This window comes from Mycobacterium sp. UM_Kg1, assembly GCF_000972925.1.
Lineage (GTDB): Bacteria > Actinomycetota > Actinomycetes > Mycobacteriales > Mycobacteriaceae > Mycobacterium > Mycobacterium hiberniae.
Map to the genome: position 1 here is coordinate 15,703 of NZ_JRMK01000016.1, position 16,261 is coordinate 31,963.

Annotated in this window: 11 protein-coding genes; 5 read left to right on the forward strand and 6 right to left on the reverse strand. The window is 68.8% G+C overall.

Features of this window, described 5'->3' with window-relative positions; all coding sequences use genetic code 11:
- The first annotated feature begins 17 nt into the window (after positions 1-17).
- Positions 18-1,202 carry an NADH:flavin oxidoreductase gene (locus LI92_RS04305; protein WP_046316312.1) on the forward strand — a complete coding sequence of 395 codons (1,185 nt, stop codon included), beginning with the start codon at positions 18-20 and terminating at the stop codon, positions 1,200-1,202.
- Between the two features lie 10 nt (positions 1,203-1,212).
- Positions 1,213-3,870 (forward strand): ATP-binding cassette domain-containing protein, encoded by a 2,658-nt coding sequence (locus LI92_RS04310; RefSeq protein ID WP_046316314.1) that lies wholly within the window; start codon positions 1,213-1,215, stop codon positions 3,868-3,870.
- Between the two features lies 1 nt (position 3,871).
- On the opposite strand, the gene LI92_RS04315 is transcribed toward LI92_RS04310, so the two are convergent.
- The 4 genes from LI92_RS04315 to LI92_RS04330 are packed head-to-tail and all read right to left on the reverse strand — an operon-like array spanning position 3,872 to position 8,073.
- Positions 3,872-4,417 carry a GTP-binding protein gene (locus LI92_RS04315; RefSeq protein ID WP_046316348.1) on the reverse strand — a complete coding sequence of 182 codons (546 nt, stop codon included), beginning with the start codon at positions 4,415-4,417 and terminating at the stop codon, positions 3,872-3,874.
- Positions 4,418-4,475: 58 nt separating this feature from the next.
- Complete coding sequence (locus LI92_RS04320) at positions 4,476-4,874, reverse strand: DUF742 domain-containing protein (RefSeq protein WP_046316316.1); 399 nt, start codon at positions 4,872-4,874, stop codon at positions 4,476-4,478.
- Positions 4,874-5,332, reverse strand: a complete 459-nt coding sequence (locus tag LI92_RS04325) for a roadblock/LC7 domain-containing protein (RefSeq protein WP_046316318.1) — start codon at positions 5,330-5,332, stop codon at positions 4,874-4,876. Before LI92_RS04325 ends, LI92_RS04320 begins: the two co-directional genes overlap by 1 nt.
- Positions 5,329-8,073, reverse strand: coding sequence for an ATP-binding protein (locus tag LI92_RS04330; RefSeq protein ID WP_046316320.1), 2,745 nt, complete (start codon positions 8,071-8,073; stop codon positions 5,329-5,331). Before LI92_RS04330 ends, LI92_RS04325 begins: the two co-directional genes overlap by 4 nt.
- 250 nt (positions 8,074-8,323) lie before the next feature.
- Here LI92_RS04330 and LI92_RS04335 point away from each other — a divergent pair, with 250 nt between their 5' ends.
- Entirely contained in the window at positions 8,324-8,788 is a 465-nt protein-coding gene (locus LI92_RS04335; protein WP_046316350.1) for a tRNA (cytidine(34)-2'-O)-methyltransferase, read from the forward strand.
- 9 nt (positions 8,789-8,797) lie between these two features.
- On the opposite strand, the gene LI92_RS04340 is transcribed toward LI92_RS04335, so the two are convergent.
- The gene (locus LI92_RS04340) at positions 8,798-9,445 is read right to left on the reverse strand and encodes a nitroreductase family protein (protein ID WP_046316322.1); all 648 of its coding nucleotides are present in this window, start codon (positions 9,443-9,445) and stop codon (positions 8,798-8,800) included.
- A gap of 67 nt (positions 9,446-9,512) precedes the next feature.
- Positions 9,513-12,815, reverse strand: a complete 3,303-nt coding sequence (locus LI92_RS04345; RefSeq protein WP_046316324.1) for an error-prone DNA polymerase — start codon at positions 12,813-12,815, stop codon at positions 9,513-9,515.
- 114 nt (positions 12,816-12,929) lie between these two features.
- Here LI92_RS04345 and LI92_RS04350 point away from each other — a divergent pair, with 114 nt between their 5' ends.
- Both LI92_RS04350 and LI92_RS04355 read left to right on the forward strand, forming a co-directional pair.
- Entirely contained in the window at positions 12,930-13,361 is a 432-nt protein-coding gene (locus tag LI92_RS04350; RefSeq protein WP_046316326.1) for an MmpS family transport accessory protein, read from the forward strand.
- Positions 13,358-16,261: an MMPL/RND family transporter gene (locus LI92_RS04355; RefSeq protein WP_046316328.1), complete on the forward strand. Its 2,904-nt coding sequence runs from the start codon at positions 13,358-13,360 to the stop codon at positions 16,259-16,261. The genes LI92_RS04350 and LI92_RS04355 overlap by 4 nt, the downstream gene beginning before the upstream one ends.

The following is a 16,261-nucleotide window of genomic DNA, read 5'->3' on the forward strand; positions in this document are numbered from 1 at the left end:
ACTTGTAGGCTCCCGCTATGGCTGCTCCCGACGTCTTCAGTCCCGCCAAACTCGGTCCGCTCACCCTGCGCAACCGGGTCATCAAGGCGGCGACGTTCGAAAACCGCACGCCTGATGCGCTGGTCTCCGATGACCTCGTCGAATACCACCGGCTGCCGGCCGCCGGCGGGGTGGGCATGACGACGGTGGCCTACTGCGCGGTCTCCCGCGGCGGGCGCACCTCCAACGACGGGCTGTGGATGCGCCCCGAGGCCATCGCCGGGCTGCGGCGGCTCACCGACGCCGTGCACGCCGAAGGTGCCCTGGCCAGTGCTCAGATCGGCCACGCCGGCCCGGTCGCCGACGCCCGCTCCAACGGCGCGCGCGCCCTGGCCCCGGTGCGGTTCTTCAACCCGATCGGCATGCGCTTCGCCAAGAAGGCCACCCGCGACGACATCGACGAGGTGATCGCCCAGCACGCCGACGCCGCCCGCTACGCCCTCGACGCCGGGTTCGACGCCGTCGAAATCCATCTCGGCCACAACTACCTGGCGAGTTCGTTTCTCAGCCCGCTGATCAACCGCCGCTCCGACGAGTTCGGCGGATCGCTGGCCAACCGGGCCAAGGTCGCCCGTGGCATCGTGGCCGCGGTACATCGCGCGGTCGGCGGCCAGATCGCGGTGACGGCCAAGCTGAACATGACCGACGGGGTCCGCGGAGGGATCAGCCTCGACGAGGCGCTGACCACCGCGAAGTGGCTGCAGGACGACGGCGGTCTGGACGCGTTGGAGCTGACCGCCGGCAGCTCGCTGGTCAATCCGATGTACCTGTTCCACGGCGACGCCCCAGTGAAGGAGTTCGCCAAGGTCTTTCCACCGCCGTTGAGCTGGGGCATGCGACTGACCGGCAAGAAGTTCCTGCGCTACTACCCCTATACCGACGCCTACCTGCTGGACCACGCCCGACTGTTCCGCGCCGAACTGTCGATGCCGCTGATCCTGCTGGGCGGCATCACCAACCGCGCCACGATGGATCAGGCCATGGCCGAAGGCTTCGACTTCGTCGCGATGGCCCGGGCGCTGCTGGCCGAGCCGGACCTGGTCAACCGGATCGCCGCCGAGCCGTCGACGAAGTCGGACTGCATCCACTGCAACCGGTGCATGCCGACGATCTACCGGCGCACGCAATGCGTCATTACCGGCGCACCGGACGCAACTCGCTAGAGTTGACTCGATGAGTCACCCAGCCCCGCCGGTGCTGACCGTCCGCTACGACGGGTCGCAAGGCACGTTCTCCGCTGGCCACGACGTGGTCATCGGGCGTGACCTGCGGGCAGACGTCCGTATCCCCCATCCGCTGGTCTCGCGAGCGCACCTGCTGCTGCGCTTCGAACAGGGCAGGTGGCTCGGGATCGACAACGGCTCATTGAACGGCATCTACGTCAACGGGCAGCGGGTGCCGGTCGTCGACATCCGCGACGGACAGGCCGTCAACCTGGGCAACCCGGACGGGCCCCGGCTGTCCTTCGAAATAGGCCGGCACCAAGGCCACGCCGGCCGGCCTCCGCAGACCGTCTCCCTTCAGGTTCCGCAGCCGGGCATCGCGCGCCCGGGCCGGCCGGCGCCGGTACCGAACCGGCCCGTGCCGGCCGAGCACGCGCCCTACGCCGAGCCGCGCTCGGCCGGGCATGTTCAGCCACCGCCCTACCGGCCGCCGACCGGCCCGGCACCGTACCCACCACCGCCGGCACCGCCACGGCCACCGGCCTACCAGCCCGCTCCGCCGGGCCCGGGCGCAGACGCCGCACTGCGCCCCGGCTATGTGCCCCCCGCGCCCCCGGCGCCACCGGCAGAGCCGTTCGGGCCGCACCAGCCGGCCACCCGGATGGCACCGGTGTCGTCGACTCCCCCGGATGCGGGCAACCTCGCCACCCGGATGGTCGACATCCTGCGCCCGTCGTCGGCCGCGGCGCCGAACGCGCCGGCCGGGGCGCTGACCATCGGCCGTGCCACCGACAACGACATCGTGATCTCCGACGTGCTGGCCTCCCGGCACCACGCCATGCTGGTTCCCACCCCGCTGGGCACCGAGATCCGGGACAGCCGCAGCATCAACGGAACATTCGTCAACAGCGTCCGGATCGGCTCGGCGATCCTGACCGAGGGCGACATCGTCACCATCGGCAACGTCGACCTGGAGTTCACCGGCGGCACCCTGCAGCGGCGCACCGAAGCCGCCGGGCGCGCCGGCGGCCTGGAGGCCCGCGATCTGTGCTTCGACGTCGAAGGCGGCAAGCGCCTGATCAACGACGTGTCGCTGACCGCCCGGCCGGGCACCCTGACCGCGATCATCGGCGGCTCGGGGGCGGGCAAGACGACGCTGGCCCGGTTGATCGCCGGCTACACGCGCCCCAGCAAGGGGTCGATCACCTTCGAGGGCCACAACATCCACACCGAGTACGCATCGCTGCGCAGCCGGATCGGGATGGTGCCCCAGGACGACGTGGTGCACCGCCAGTTGACCGTCAACCAGGCGTTGGGCTACGCCGCCGAGCTTCGGCTGCCGCCCGACAGCAGCCAGGCCGACCGCGACCAGGCCGTGGCGCGGGTGCTCGAAGAACTCGAGCTCACCAAGCACGCCGACACCAGGGTGGACAAGCTCTCCGGCGGTCAGCGCAAGCGGGCGTCGGTGGCTCTGGAGCTGCTGACCGGCCCCTCGCTGCTGCTCCTTGACGAACCGACATCGGGCCTGGACCCCGCCCTGGACCGCCAGGTGATGCTGATGCTGCGGTCCCTGGCCGACGCGGGCCGGGTGGTGCTGGTGGTCACCCACTCGACCTCCTACCTCGATGTGTGCGACCAGATCCTGCTGATGGCACCCGGCGGCAAGACCGCGTTCATCGGTCCCCCCGACCAGGTGGAAAGCGCGCTGGGCACCCGCAACTGGGCCGACATCTTCGCCAACGTCGGCGCCGACCCCGACGAAGCCAACCGACGCTTCCTGGAGCGCGAAGGCAATCGGCGCGCCGCCCCGGACCCGGCCACGCCCCCCAGTGATCTGGGCAGCCCACCAGCCACCAACGTGCTCAAACAGCTGTCGACCATCGCGCGCCGCCAGATTCGGCTGGTGATCTCCGATCGCGGCTACTCGGTCTTCCTGGCGCTGCTGCCGTTCATCGTCGGCTTGCTGTCGCTGACTGTGGAAGGCAGCCACGGACTGGGGATGCCCGGACCCGACGCGCCCACCGAGCCGCGCTATGTCATGGTGCTGCTCAACATCGGCGCGGTGTTCATGGGCACCGCGCTGACCATCCGAGATCTGATCGGCGAACGGCCCATCTTCAAGCGAGAACAGGCGGTGGGCCTGTCGACCACCGCCTACCTCCTGGCCAAGGTCGCGGTGTTCTGCGCCTTCGCCACGGTGCAGGCCGCCATCGCGACCACCATCGTGGTGCTGGGCAAGGGCGGGCCGACCCAGGGCGCGCTGCTGCTCGGCAGCGCGAACTTCGAGCTGTTCCTGACGGTCGCCGGGACCTGCGTGGCTTCGGCGCTGCTCGGCCTGCTGCTGTCGTCGTTCGCGCAGTCCAACGAGCAGATCATGCCGATGCTGGTGGTGTCGATCATGTCGCAGCTGGTGCTGTCCAGCGGCATGATCCCGGTCGGCGGCCGGATGGGGCTCGACCAGTTGTCCTGGCTGACCCCGGCGCGCTGGGGTTATGCCGCGGGCGCTTCGACGGTCGACCTGAACACGGTGGTCAATGTCCCGCAGGTGCCCAAGGACCAGTTGTGGAACCACACCACGGGCACCTGGCTCAAGGACATGGCCATGATCTGTCTGCTGTCGGTGCTCTACACCACCGGGGTGTGGTGGAAGATCCGGCTCAAGCGCTGAGTCAGGGCCGAGCTGAAGCCTGCGGCGCCAGCGTCGACAACGCGTATTCGCTGATCGCGATGAGGGCGTCGCGGGCCGACCGGGGGTCGCGCGCGTCCACGCTGATCACCGGGATGGCGTCGGGCAGCGCCAAAGCCTGGCGCACCGCGGCGGCCGGGTAACGCGGCGCGCCGTCGAACTCGTTGACCGCGATCAGAAAAGGCAGCTTGCGGTGCTCGAAGAAGTCGACGGCGGCGAAGCTGTCTTCCAGCCGGCGGCAGTCCACCAGAATGATGGCGCCGATCGCGCCGCGGACCAAGTCGTCCCACATGAACCAGAATCGGCGCTGGCCGGGTGTACCGAACAGGTACAGCACCAGGTCGTCGGCGAGCGTGATGCGGCCGAAATCCATCGCCACGGTGGTGGTCCGCTTGTCCGGCGTGGCCTCCAGGCCGTCGACACCGAGCGAGGCGTCGGTGACCAGCGCCTCCGTGCGCAGCGGCATGATCTCTGAGACCGTGCCGACGAACGTGGTCTTGCCGACTCCGAATCCGCCCGCGATGACGATCTTCGTCGAGGCCGCGCCTTTCGGGGCTGCCGGCCCGTCCGAGCGCCTCCCTGGGGGCCTATCCGAGGGCTCGTAGGCCACGAAGCGTCCTTCCTATCAGGTCTCGGCGTTCGTCGCGGGTGGATGACTCGGTCAGTGTGGCACGCACCCGAAGGTATCCCGACGTGACCAGGTCCCCCACCAGGACGCGGGCCACCCCCAGGGGCAGGTTCAGCCGAGCGGAGATCTCGGCGACCGACGGAGCCGCCTGACACAGTTCGACGATCCGCCCACGGGGATCGCTGAGCGGCCATTGATGGGGCTGGGCCGTCGGCAGTGCCTGCACCGGGGCTTCCAGCGGCAAGGGAACGTCGGTGTGGGTTCTGCCGGCGGTCAGCGTGTAGGGACGCACCAAGTTGGCCTCAGGTTCGGGCTGCGGCGCGTCCCGGCGCGCCCACCCCGCGGGGCTGTCCGTCATCATTCACCGGCACCTCCCGCGGGGGCTCCCCGCGACGGGGCCACACGGCGCGACGACTGGACCACTGCTCCGACTCGTTCCACCAGGATCGCCATCTCATAGCCGATCTGCCCGATGTCACTGGATGTACTGGCCAGCGTCGCCAGGTGCGAGCCGTCCCCGACCCGCATCAGCAGCAGGTAGCCGTGCTCCATCTCCACCACCGACTGCAACACCCGGCCGCCCTCGAACAGCTGGGATGCACCGGTTGCCAGGCTGGCCAGGCCGGACGCGACGGCGGCCAACTGGTCGGCCCGCTCGGTGGGCAGGTGCTCGCTGGCCGCGACGGTCAGGCCGTCGACGGACACCAGCACCGCGTGCGACACCCCGGGGACCTCGCGGGCGAAGTTCGACACCAGCCAATCCAGGGAGGCGTCGGCGCTTCGGCGGTGTCCGGTGGGGTCGGTGGGGAAAGTCATCGCTGGTTCTGTCCCTGGTCGGTGCCGGGGCCGTGGTCCCGGACGTGCGATCGAGCGGCCCGGACCCCGCCGAAGTGGCTGTTGATCGAAGCGCGGATCGCCGCGGGATCGCGTTCCGGTGGCTCGTGAGCGGGTGCGGCGGGCGTGCCGTTGGATGTTACCGGCTGTTCGGGATCACCGGGATCGGGTGCCGGGGCAGGGGTGCCGGTGGTGGCCGTCGGCGGCTCGTCTGCCGTGGCCGAGCCGGGAACCAGCCGGGCACCGGGCTCCCGGACCGGAAGGCCGTGTTCGGTGCGGGCAGTGACCGGCACGTTCTCCGCATCGGCCGCCACCGACCAGCCGTGGTCCCACACCGTCTGCCAGTCCAGGTCGGCGCGCAGCCCGGGCTCGTTCGGGTCGATGCCCGCGGACTCGGCGAGCATCCGCTGATAGATCGAATCGGATTCTGGGGCGGTTCCGCCGGCCTTGGCCCGGGCCGCGAAAAAGCCCGACGTGTCGGCGGGAGCGAACCTCTCGCCGGCCGGTTCCGGTGGGCGCTGCGGCTCGGGCGCTTCCGCGGCGGCCTCCTCGTCGGGCTCCCACCAGGTTTGCGGCGGCTCAGGGCGCGCCTGCGGTGCGGCGGCCGGCGGTGGCTGCGCGGGACCCGCGGTGATACCGCTGGACCCCGGAGTGCGCTGCGGCAACAACGACGGGCCGGGTTCGGCAACCGCGACCTGCGCACCGTGCTCGTCCGGCTCGGGCTCCGGTGTGGGCATAGGCGGTGGCGGCTCGGCGAAGCGGTGCTGCGGTGCGCCCGGCGCCGGCTGCGCGGGCGGCGCCTCGACGGGCCGGGTGGTCAGCAGGTGCGAAGGCAGGTACACCTCGGCGGTGATGCCGCGGGCCCCCTGCGACGCCGGGAACAACCGGACCTCGATCTGGTGCCGGGCCGCCAGGCGGGAGATCACGAACAGGCCCATGTGGCGGGCGTTCTCCGGGCTGAACTCACCGCCGGCCGCCAGGCGCATGTTGGCCATCCGCAGGTCGGCGTCGGTCATCCCCAATCCGGCGTCGACCACCTCGACCACCACCCCGCCGTCGTTCTCGAAACCGGCGACCACCCGCACCGGCTCCGTGGGCGCGGAGTACCGCAGCGCGTTGTCGATCAGCTCGGCCAGCAGGTGCACGCAGTCGGCCGCGGCGGCGCCGATCACGGTGGCGTCGGGCACCAGCACCGTCTGCACCCGCTCGTAGCCCTCCACCTCCGAGGCGGCCGCGCTGATCAGGGTCGCCAGCGCCACCGGCCGGCCCCGTTCGTGCGGCGCCCGCGCACCGGCGAGCACCATCAGGTTCGCGCCGTTGCGCCGCATCCGGGCGGCCAGATGGTCGAGGCGGAACAGGCTCTCGAGCCGGTCCGGGTCGTCCTCGTTGCGCTCCAGCCGGTCGATCAGGGCCAACTGCTGGTCCACCAGCGACCGGTTGCGGCGCGACATCGTCTCGAACATCTCGTTGACCAGGCGCCGCAGCCGCGCCTCGTCGCCGGCCAGCAGCAGCGCCTGGGCGTGTAGTTCGTCGACGGCATGGGCGACCTGCCCCACTTCCTCGGTGGTGTAGACGGGCAGCGGGTCGGGGTCGCGCTCCGGGCCGGACTCACCGGCCCGCAGCCGGGCGATCTCCTGCTCGAGGTCGGAGTGGGCGACCTTGAGCGCGCTGTCGCGCAAGGTGCGCAGCGGGCGCACCAGCGAGCGGGCCCCCAGCCACACCGCCAGCAGCGTGGCGGCGATCGCGGCCAGCACCAGCACGATGTCACGCATGGCGGCGGCGCGCCGGTCGGCGGCCCGATCCTGCACCGCCGAGGTCACCGCCACGGTGTTCTCGCTGATCAGCCGGGCAGCGATCTGGTCGGTGGTGCGGATCGAGTCGCGCAGCACCGGGTTGTTGGGCAGCACCTGCTCGGGGTCGGACATGATCGACAACCGGGTCACCAGCTGCTGCTGCAGCGACTTGGCGTCCGGGGAGTCCACGCCGAGCACCTCGGTCATGCCGAACAGGGTTGACGGCTCGGTGCCGGCCAGCGTCATCATCGAGCTGCGCAGCTCTGGGTCGGGAAGCTCGCCACCCCGGTTGAGCAGCAGTTCCTGCAGCATCATCTGGCCGCGCGCTCCCACGGCACGGCTCAGCGCCGCGGTCTGGGCCCGGATGCGCTCGCTGTCCACGCGCACCGACCCGTTGATGGTGTCCTCGGCGGTCAGCAGGATCGGCGCGTAACCGGTCACCTCGTCGCGCAGCCCGATACCGGTGGTCGACACCTGACTCAGCAATGCCTGGCCGCGCTCGATGAGCGTCTGGACCCCGGACCGCACATCGGTTGCCACGTCGGTGTGCGCCAGTCGCGAGCCGAGCTCGTACTTTCGGTTCTCGAAGTTCTTCCGGGCCCCCTCGGTGTCCCCGTCGGAGGAGGCGGCCACCAGCGCCTCGCCCAGCGCCGACATGTAATTGGTGATGGCGGGGATCATCTGGGCACGGTCGGCGACCAGCCGGAGCCCGCTGGACTCGGCGAGCGCGTCAGAGACCCGCAACCCGCCGAACAGCCCGGCCAGGGCCAGCGGCAGCAGCGCGATGGCGAACACCTTCCACCGCACCGGCCAGTTGCGCACCGACCACCGCGACGGGCGTCTGACCGCCGCGGCCTCCGGCGTGTGAGCGCCCTCGGCTGATTCCTCCTGGGTCTGGCCCACCCCGTCCGGGTGGTCAAAGAGTGTCACCGGTCGGCGGCCAGTTCGCCGGCCGCGCGGCTGAGATTCACCGTCTGCGCCTCATTCATCGGACTCTCCGGACATCGCACCCGCCCAACGTGTTGCGGTGTGATTCACGGCATAGCAATGCCGACGAGTATGACAGTCAGCCGTAGGCATGACCAGAATTTTTACTGAACAGAACACCGGCCGAGACCTGCGCGTGTCTTGCCCGAGTCCGGTCGAGCAAACACTCCGACGGGCTGTCATGATCAACGCCATGATCCGGGTGCTGTTCTATTCGCCCCGCATTCCGCCCAACACCGGCAACGCGATCCGGATGGTGGCGGCGACCGGTGCCGAACTTCATCTGGTGGAACCCATGGGTTTCGACCTGTCCGAGCCGAAGCTGCGGCGGGCCGGTTTGGACTATCACGACCTGGCCTGGGTGCGGGTTCACCCCTCGCTGCCGGCAGCGTGGGAGGCGCTGGGGCCGGCCCGGGTGTTCGCGTTCACCGCGGGAGCCCACACGCCCTACACCGACGTGCGCTACTCCCCCGGCGACGTGTTGATGTTCGGCCCCGAGCCCACCGGGCTGGACGAGGCGACGCTGGCCGACCCCCGCATCACCGCGCGGCTGCGCATCCCGATGCTGGCCGGGCGGCGCTCGCTGAACCTGTCGAACGCCGCCGCGGTCGCGGTCTATGAGGCGTGGCGCCAGCACGGGTTCACCGGCGGCATGTGAAGCCGGGAGTCACCAGGTGTCGAAGTGCGCCACCTGCTCGGCCGGCAGCCGCTTGGCCGGTTTGAAGTCGGTGCCCTTGGTGTAGGCGATCGGGAACAACCCGCCCTGGCTGTAGCCCTCGTACGGGATGCCGAGGATCTCGGCGGCCTGCTGCTCGCCGTCGCCGAGCAGGTGCAGGGTGGTCCAGCAGGAGCCGAGTCCGCGGTTGCGCAGCGCCAGGCAGTAGCTCCACGCGGCCGGGAACAGCGACGCCCAGAATGAGGCGCTCAACCCCAGCGACCCGTTCTCGGGCTTGCCCTCCAGGCACGGGATCATCAGCACCGGCACGTCCTGCAGATTCTCGGCCAGGTACCGGGCAGATTCGCTGATGAGTCCCATCCGCTCGCTGCGCACATCACCCTCGCCGTAGTCGGGTTTGATGCGGTCCAGGTAAGGCAGGGCGTTGGCGCGGTAGATGTCGGCGATCGCCTGCTTCTTGACCGGGTCGGTGATGAACATCCACTGCCAGCCCTGGGCGTTGGATCCGGTGGGCGCCTGCAGGGCGATCTCCAGACACTCCATCAGCACTTCGCGGGGAACCGGCTTGTCGAGATCGAGGCGCTTGCGGACCGATCGCGTGGTGGTCAGGACTTCGTCTGCGGACAAGTTCAGGTTCATGTCGGCAGACTACCGCCAGGGGCCGAACATGTAGTGGCTGCGAGATTTTCCGCCCTTTTTCGTACCCCTACCGAAAATCCCGGGACCGCGAACGCACGGCCAGCTCCAGGGCGCCCAGCCGATCGGCCAGCACGGTGACCGCCCCGCTGGCGTTCTGCACCCGGCCGCGGATCAGCAGCGCCGTCGCGGTCTGGGCCAGCCGTCGATACCGGGCCCACACCCCCGGTGTGCACAGCACATTGACCATCCCGGTCTCATCCTCGAGATTGATGAACGTGACCCCGCGGGCGGTCCCCGGCCGTTGCCGGTGGGTCACCGCTCCGGCCACCAGCACGCGGGTACCGTCCGCGACGGCACTCAGGCCGCCGGCCGCAATCACCCCGAGTGCGTCGAGATCCGCGCGCAGGAACTGGGTCGGGAAGCTGTCACAGGAGATCCCGGTGGCCCATACGTCGGCGGCGGACAGCTCGATCTCGCTCATGCCGGGCAGGGCCGGGGTGTGCGTCGCGACACCCACCCCGGGCAGCCGGTCGGGACGCTGCCCCGCCGCCGACCCGGCCGCCCACAGCGCCTCCCGGCGTGACAGCCCGAACCCGGCGAACGCCCCGGCGGTCGCCAGCGCCTCGACCTGTGGCACTGAAAGCTGAACCCGCGCAGTTAGATCCAGCATCGACGCGAACGGACCGTGGGCCTGGCGGTCGGCCACCAGCCGCTCGGCGAGGTCGGTGCCGATGCCCCGCACCGCACCCAGCCCGAGCCGGACCTGCGTTCCGGCCTCGGCCAGGGTCGCGTGCGCCAGGCTGGCGTTGACATCCGGGCGATGCACCACCACGCCGTGCCGGCGGGCGTCGGCGACCAGCGACTGCGGTGAGTAGAAACCCATCGGCTGTGCCCGCAGCAGCGCGGCGCAGAACGCCGCCGGGTAGTGCAGCTTGAACCAGGCCGAGTAGAACACCAGCGATGCGAAGCTCATCGCGTGACTCTCCGGAAATCCGTAGTTGGCGAAGGCTTCCAGCTTCTCGTAGATCCTCATCGCCACCTCGCCGGTGATGCCGTGGCACTGAGCCATGCCGTCGTAGAACCGGTCGCGCAACCGGCGCATCCGCTCCGGTGATCGTTTGGAGCCCATGGCCCGGCGCAGCTGGTCGGCCTCGCCCGCGGTGAACCCGGCGCAGTCGACCGCCAGCGTCATCAGCTGTTCTTGAAACAGCGGAATTCCCAGGGTTTTGCGCAGAGCTCTCTCCATACACGGATGCTCATAGGTCACCGGGTCGATACCGTTGCGGCGACGGATGTAGGGATGCACCGAACCGCCTTGGATCGGCCCGGGGCGAATCAGCGCCACCTCCACCACCAGGTCGTAGAACACCCGGGGGCGCAGCCGTGGCAGGGTGGCCATCTGCGCGCGCGACTCGACCTGGAACACCCCGACGGTGTCGGCGCGCGCCAGCATCTCATACACCGCCGGCTCGGACAGATCGATCGCGGCCAGATCCACCTCGACGCCGCAATGCTGTGCCACCAGGTCGATCGCATAGTGCAATGCCGACAGCATTCCCAGGCCAAGTAGGTCGAACTTCACCAAACCGATTGCCGCGCAGTCATCTTTATCCCACTGCAGCACGCTTCGCCCGGCCATCCGAGCCCACTCCACCGGGCACACGTCGGCAATCGGGCGATCACAGATCACCATGCCTCCGGAGTGGATGCCCAGGTGCCGCGGCAGATCGGCGACCTGGTCGGCCAGCTCGATCACCTGTTCGGGGATGCCCTCAAGATCGGAGTCCTCCCGGCCAGGCCGGCCCCATCGGCTCAGCCGCTTACTCCAGGCGTCCTGCTGCCCCGGCGAATAACCCAGCGCGCGGGCCATGTCCCGCACGGCACTGCGCCCCCGGTAGGTGATGACGTTGGCCACCTGAGCGGCGTGGTCACGCCCGTATTTGTCGTAGACGTACTGGATCACCTTTTCGCGCTCGTCGGACTCGATGTCGATGTCGATGTCGGGCGGACCGTCACGGGCCGGGGACAAAAAGCGCTCGAACAGCAGCCCGTTGGCCACCGGATCGACCGCCGTGATACCCAGGGCGTAACAGACCGCGGAGTTGGCCGCCGACCCCCTGCCCTGACAAAGGATTCCGCTGCGCCGACAGAACTGGGTGATGTCGTGTACCACCAGGAAGTATCCCGGAAATCCCAGTTGGGCAATGACTTCCAGCTCGCGTTCGATCTGGGCGTAAGCAGCCGGCGCGCGCCCGGGCGGGCCGTAGCGCCCGGCGGCGCCGTCCAGGGTGAGCTGCCGCAGCCAGCTGTCCTCGGTGTGCGGGTCCGGTACGGCAAACGGCGGCAGCCGTGGGGCGATCAGCATCAGCGGAAAGGCGCACTGTTCGCCGAGTTCGGCTGCCGCCGGCACCGCCGCCGGATGCGCCGCGAACAATCGGGCCATCTCCGCGCCGGAGCGCAGGTGCGAGCCGCCGAGCGGAGCCAGCCGGCCGGCGGCGGCGTCCAGCGACTGGCGCGCCCGCACCGCGCCCAGCGCCATTGCCAGCCGGCCCCGCTCCGGCCGGGCGAAATGCGCGCCGGTGGTGGCCACCAGGCCCACCCCGAACCTGGGCGCCAGGCCGGCCAGCGCGGCGTTGCGCTCGTCGTCGCACGGTTCCCCATGCCGGGTCAGCTCCACGCTGACCCGCGCCGCGCCGAACCTGTCCACCAGGTCGGCCAGCGCAGCGGCGGCCGCGTCCGGGCCGCCGGTGGCCAGCGCATGACGGACGTGCCCTTTACGGCACCCGGTCAGAATGTGCCAATGCCCGCCTGCCGCCTCGGTCAGCGCGTCCAGATCGAAACGCGGCCTGCCTTTTTCGCCGGCCAGATGGGCGGCGGCGATCTGCCGCGACAACCGCCGGTAACCCTCCGGACCGCGGGCCAGCACCAGCAGATGCGGGCCGGGTGGATCCGGGTCGTCGGTCCGGGCCTTGAGAGAAGGGGAGGCAGCGGCGGGTCCCAGTGACAACTCGGCGCCGAACACCGTGCCGATCTCCAGGCCCGCGGCCTGCAGTTCGGCAGCCGCCTCGGCAAACCGCACCACCCCGTACAAACCGTTGTGGTCGGTCAGCGCGATCGCCCGCAGACCCAGCCGTGCGGCCTCGGCGACCAGCTCCTGCGGGGTGCTGGCGCCGTCGAGAAAGCTGTATGCCGAATGCGCGTGCAGCTCGGCATAGGGCACCGTGGGCCCGGCCGGCCGGATGCGCTCGACCTGCGGGTTCGACGTACCGAGATGCGCTGCCACATCACCCGTATCACCGGTGTGACGAGGCTTACCATCGAGCACCCGCTCCATTTCCGCCCAGCTCGGCGGCCCACTGCTCCAGCCCACACCCCTCAGGATATCGAACGTATGTGCGAAAACGGACCCGCTGGGTGTGAAAAAGAACTTTGATGCACTAATCTGTGTCAGATTCCGGCACGATGCGAAAGGGCCACTGCATTCATGTTCGGCGCTGTCAGACGCGCGTGGTTACCCCTGCTCATCGTCGTAGTTCTCGCGGTAGGGGGGTTCACTGTGCAGCGAGTCCGGGGCTTCTTCGGAGCCGACGACAGCAGCAGTTCCACCGTGCCGTTCGAGGACACCAAACCGTTCCATCCCAAGGTCGTGGTCTACGACATCTTCAGCCCGGACGGGACCTACGCCGACATCAACTACCTCGACCTCGACGCCACGCCGCAGCGGCTCGACGGCGCTCCCCTGCCGTGGTCGCTGACCCTGTCGACCACCAACCCCGCGGTGAGTCCGAACATCGTCGCCCAAGGTGACGGCACCACCATCGGCTGCCGCGTCACCATCGACGGGGAACTCAAAGAAGAACGCATCTCCAGCAGCCCCGTCAGCGCCCAGACCTTCTGCATTGTGAAATCCGCATGAGCGACCACACCGGCTCCGACACCCCCACCGACACGCTGCCGGTCACCCAACCGCCCAAGCGGGGCGGGATTCCGGCGTGGATCCGCCGGCTGGCGGTGCCCATCATCCTGGCCTGGGTGGCGATCACCGTGCTGGTGAACGTCATCGTGCCGCAGCTCGACGAGGTCGGGAAGATGCGGGCGGTGTCGATGGCTCCCCACGACGCTCCGTCGATGATCGCGATGATGCGCATCGGCAAGGTGTTCGACGAGTTCAAGTCGGACAGCTCGGGCATGGTGGTCATCGAAGGCGACCAGCCATTGGGTGATGAGGCACACCAGTACTACGACGAGTTGGTCGCCAAGATGGAGGCCGATCACGTCCATATCGAGCACGTCCAGGACTTCTGGAGCGACCCGCTGACTGCTGCGGGGTCGCAGAGCCCGGATGGCAAAGCCGCCTATGTCCAGGTGTACATGGCCGGCAATATGGGCGAGACCCTGGCCAACGAGTCGGTCGAGGCCGTACAGAAGATCATCGCCGAGACCCCGGCCCCCGAGGGGGTGCACGCCTACGTCACCGGCGGGGCCGCCCTCAATGCCGATCAGCACATTGCCGGCGACAAGAGCCTCAAGCTCATCACCGCGCTGACGTTCGTGGTGATCATCACCATGCTGCTGAGCATCTACCGGTCGATCGGCACGGTGCTGTTGGTGCTGGGCATGGTGGTCTTCGAGCTGAGCGCGGCCCGCGGCGTGGTGGCCGTGTTGGGCTACTACAACATCATCGGCCTGTCGACGTTCGCGGTGAACCTGCTGGTGACCCTGGCGATCGCCGCCTCCACCGACTATGCGATCTTCCTGCTCGGCCGCTACCAGGAGGCCCGAGCGCTCGGCGAGGACAAAGAGTCCGCCTTCCACACCATGTATCACGGCACCGCCCACGTGATCCTGGGCTCGGGGCTGACCATCGCCGGCGCGACCTTCTGCCTGCACTTCACCCGACTGCCCTATTTCCAGTCGCTGGGCGTGCCCCTGGCGATCGGCATGATGGTCGTGGTCCTCGCGGCGCTCACCTTCGGCTCCGCGGTGGTGGCGGTCGCCAGCCGCTTCGGCATGCTGGAGCCCAAGCGGGCCATGCGGATCCGCACCTGGCGGCGCATCGGGGCGATGATCGTGCGCTGGCCGGGACCGGTGCTGGTGGCCACCACGGCGGTCTGCCTGGTCGGGCTGCTCACCCTGCCCGGGTATCGGACCAACTACAACGACCGCGACTACCTGCCGGATTATGTGCCGGCAAACATCGGCTACGCCGCTGCGGACCGGCACTTCTCCCAGGCCCGGATGAGTCCGGAACTGCTGATGATCGAGACCGACCACGACCTGCGCAACCCGGCCGACTTCCTGGTGATCAACCGGATCGCCAAGCGGGTGTTCGAGGTGCCGGGCATCGGGCGGGTGCAGACCATCACCCGGCCGCTGGGCACGCCGATCGAACACACCACCATCCCGTTCGCGATGAGCATGCAGGGCACCACCCAGCAGCTGAACATGAAGTACATGCTCGACAGCATGAAGAACATGCTCAAGATGGGCGACGACATGCAGGTCTCCATCGACAGCATGAAGCAGATGCTCGAAGTCACCCGGGAGATGTCGGCGACCACGCACAGCATGGACGTCAAGATGCACGAAATGCTCGACGACATCCAGAAGATGCGCGACTCGATCGCCGACTTCGACGACATGTGGCGCCCGATGCGTAACTACTTCTACTGGGAGCCGCACTGCTTCGACATCCCGATCTGCTGGTCGATCCGGTCGATCTTCGACGTGATGGATGGCCTCGACCAGATGACCGAGGATTTCGAGCGGGTGCTGCCTGACATCGACAACCTCGACCGGCTGATGCCGCGGATGCTCGAGATCATGCCGCCGATGATCGAGACGATGTCGAATATGCGGGTCACCCAGCTGAAGATGCAGTCCACCATGGAGGGCCTGCAGCTGCAGATGGAGAAGATGATGGAGGGCCAGAACGCCATGGGTAAGGCGTTCGACGAGTCCAAGAACGACGACTCGTTCTACCTGCCCCCGGAGGCGTTCGACAACCCCGACTTCAAGCGCGGCATGAAGATGTTCCTGTCCCCCGACGGGCATTCGGTGCGGTTCATCATCTCCCACGAGGGCGACCCGATGTCCGAGGAGGGCATCTCGCACGTCGCGCCGATCAAACACGCCGTGCACGAAGCGCTCAAGGGCACCCCCCTGGAGGGCGCCAAGGTCTATCTCGGCGGCACCGCGGCCACGTTCAAGGACATGAAGGACGGGTCGAACTATGACCTGATCATCGCCGGCATCGCCTCGTTGTGCCTGATCTTCATCATCATGCTGTTGATCACCCGCGCGGTGGTGGCCTCAGCGGTGATCGTCGGTACGGTGCTGCTCTCGCTGGGCACCTCGTTCGGGCTCTCGGTGCTGATCTGGCAGCACATCATCGGCCTGCACCTGCACTGGATGGTGCTGGCGATGTCGGTGATCGTCCTGCTGGCGGTCGGTTCGGACTACAACCTGCTGCTGGTCTCCCGGATGAAGGAAGAGCTGCACGGCGGTCTGAAGACGGGCATCATTCGCGCCATGGGCGGCAGTGGCTCCGTCGTCACCTCGGCGGGCCTGGTGTTCGCATTCACGATGATGTCGATGGTCGTCTCCGAACTGAAGGTGATCGGTCAGGTGGGCTCCACCATCGGGCTGGGTCTGCTCATCGACACCCTGGTGATCCGGTCATTCATGACGCCGTCGATCGCCGCCCTGCTGGGCCGCTGGTTCTGGTGGCCGCAACGGGTGCCCTTGCGGCCGTCGCCGACGGCGCGGCAGGTCGCGGCGCTGCGCGCGGAGACCGAACCCGTCTCGGTGAGCTGA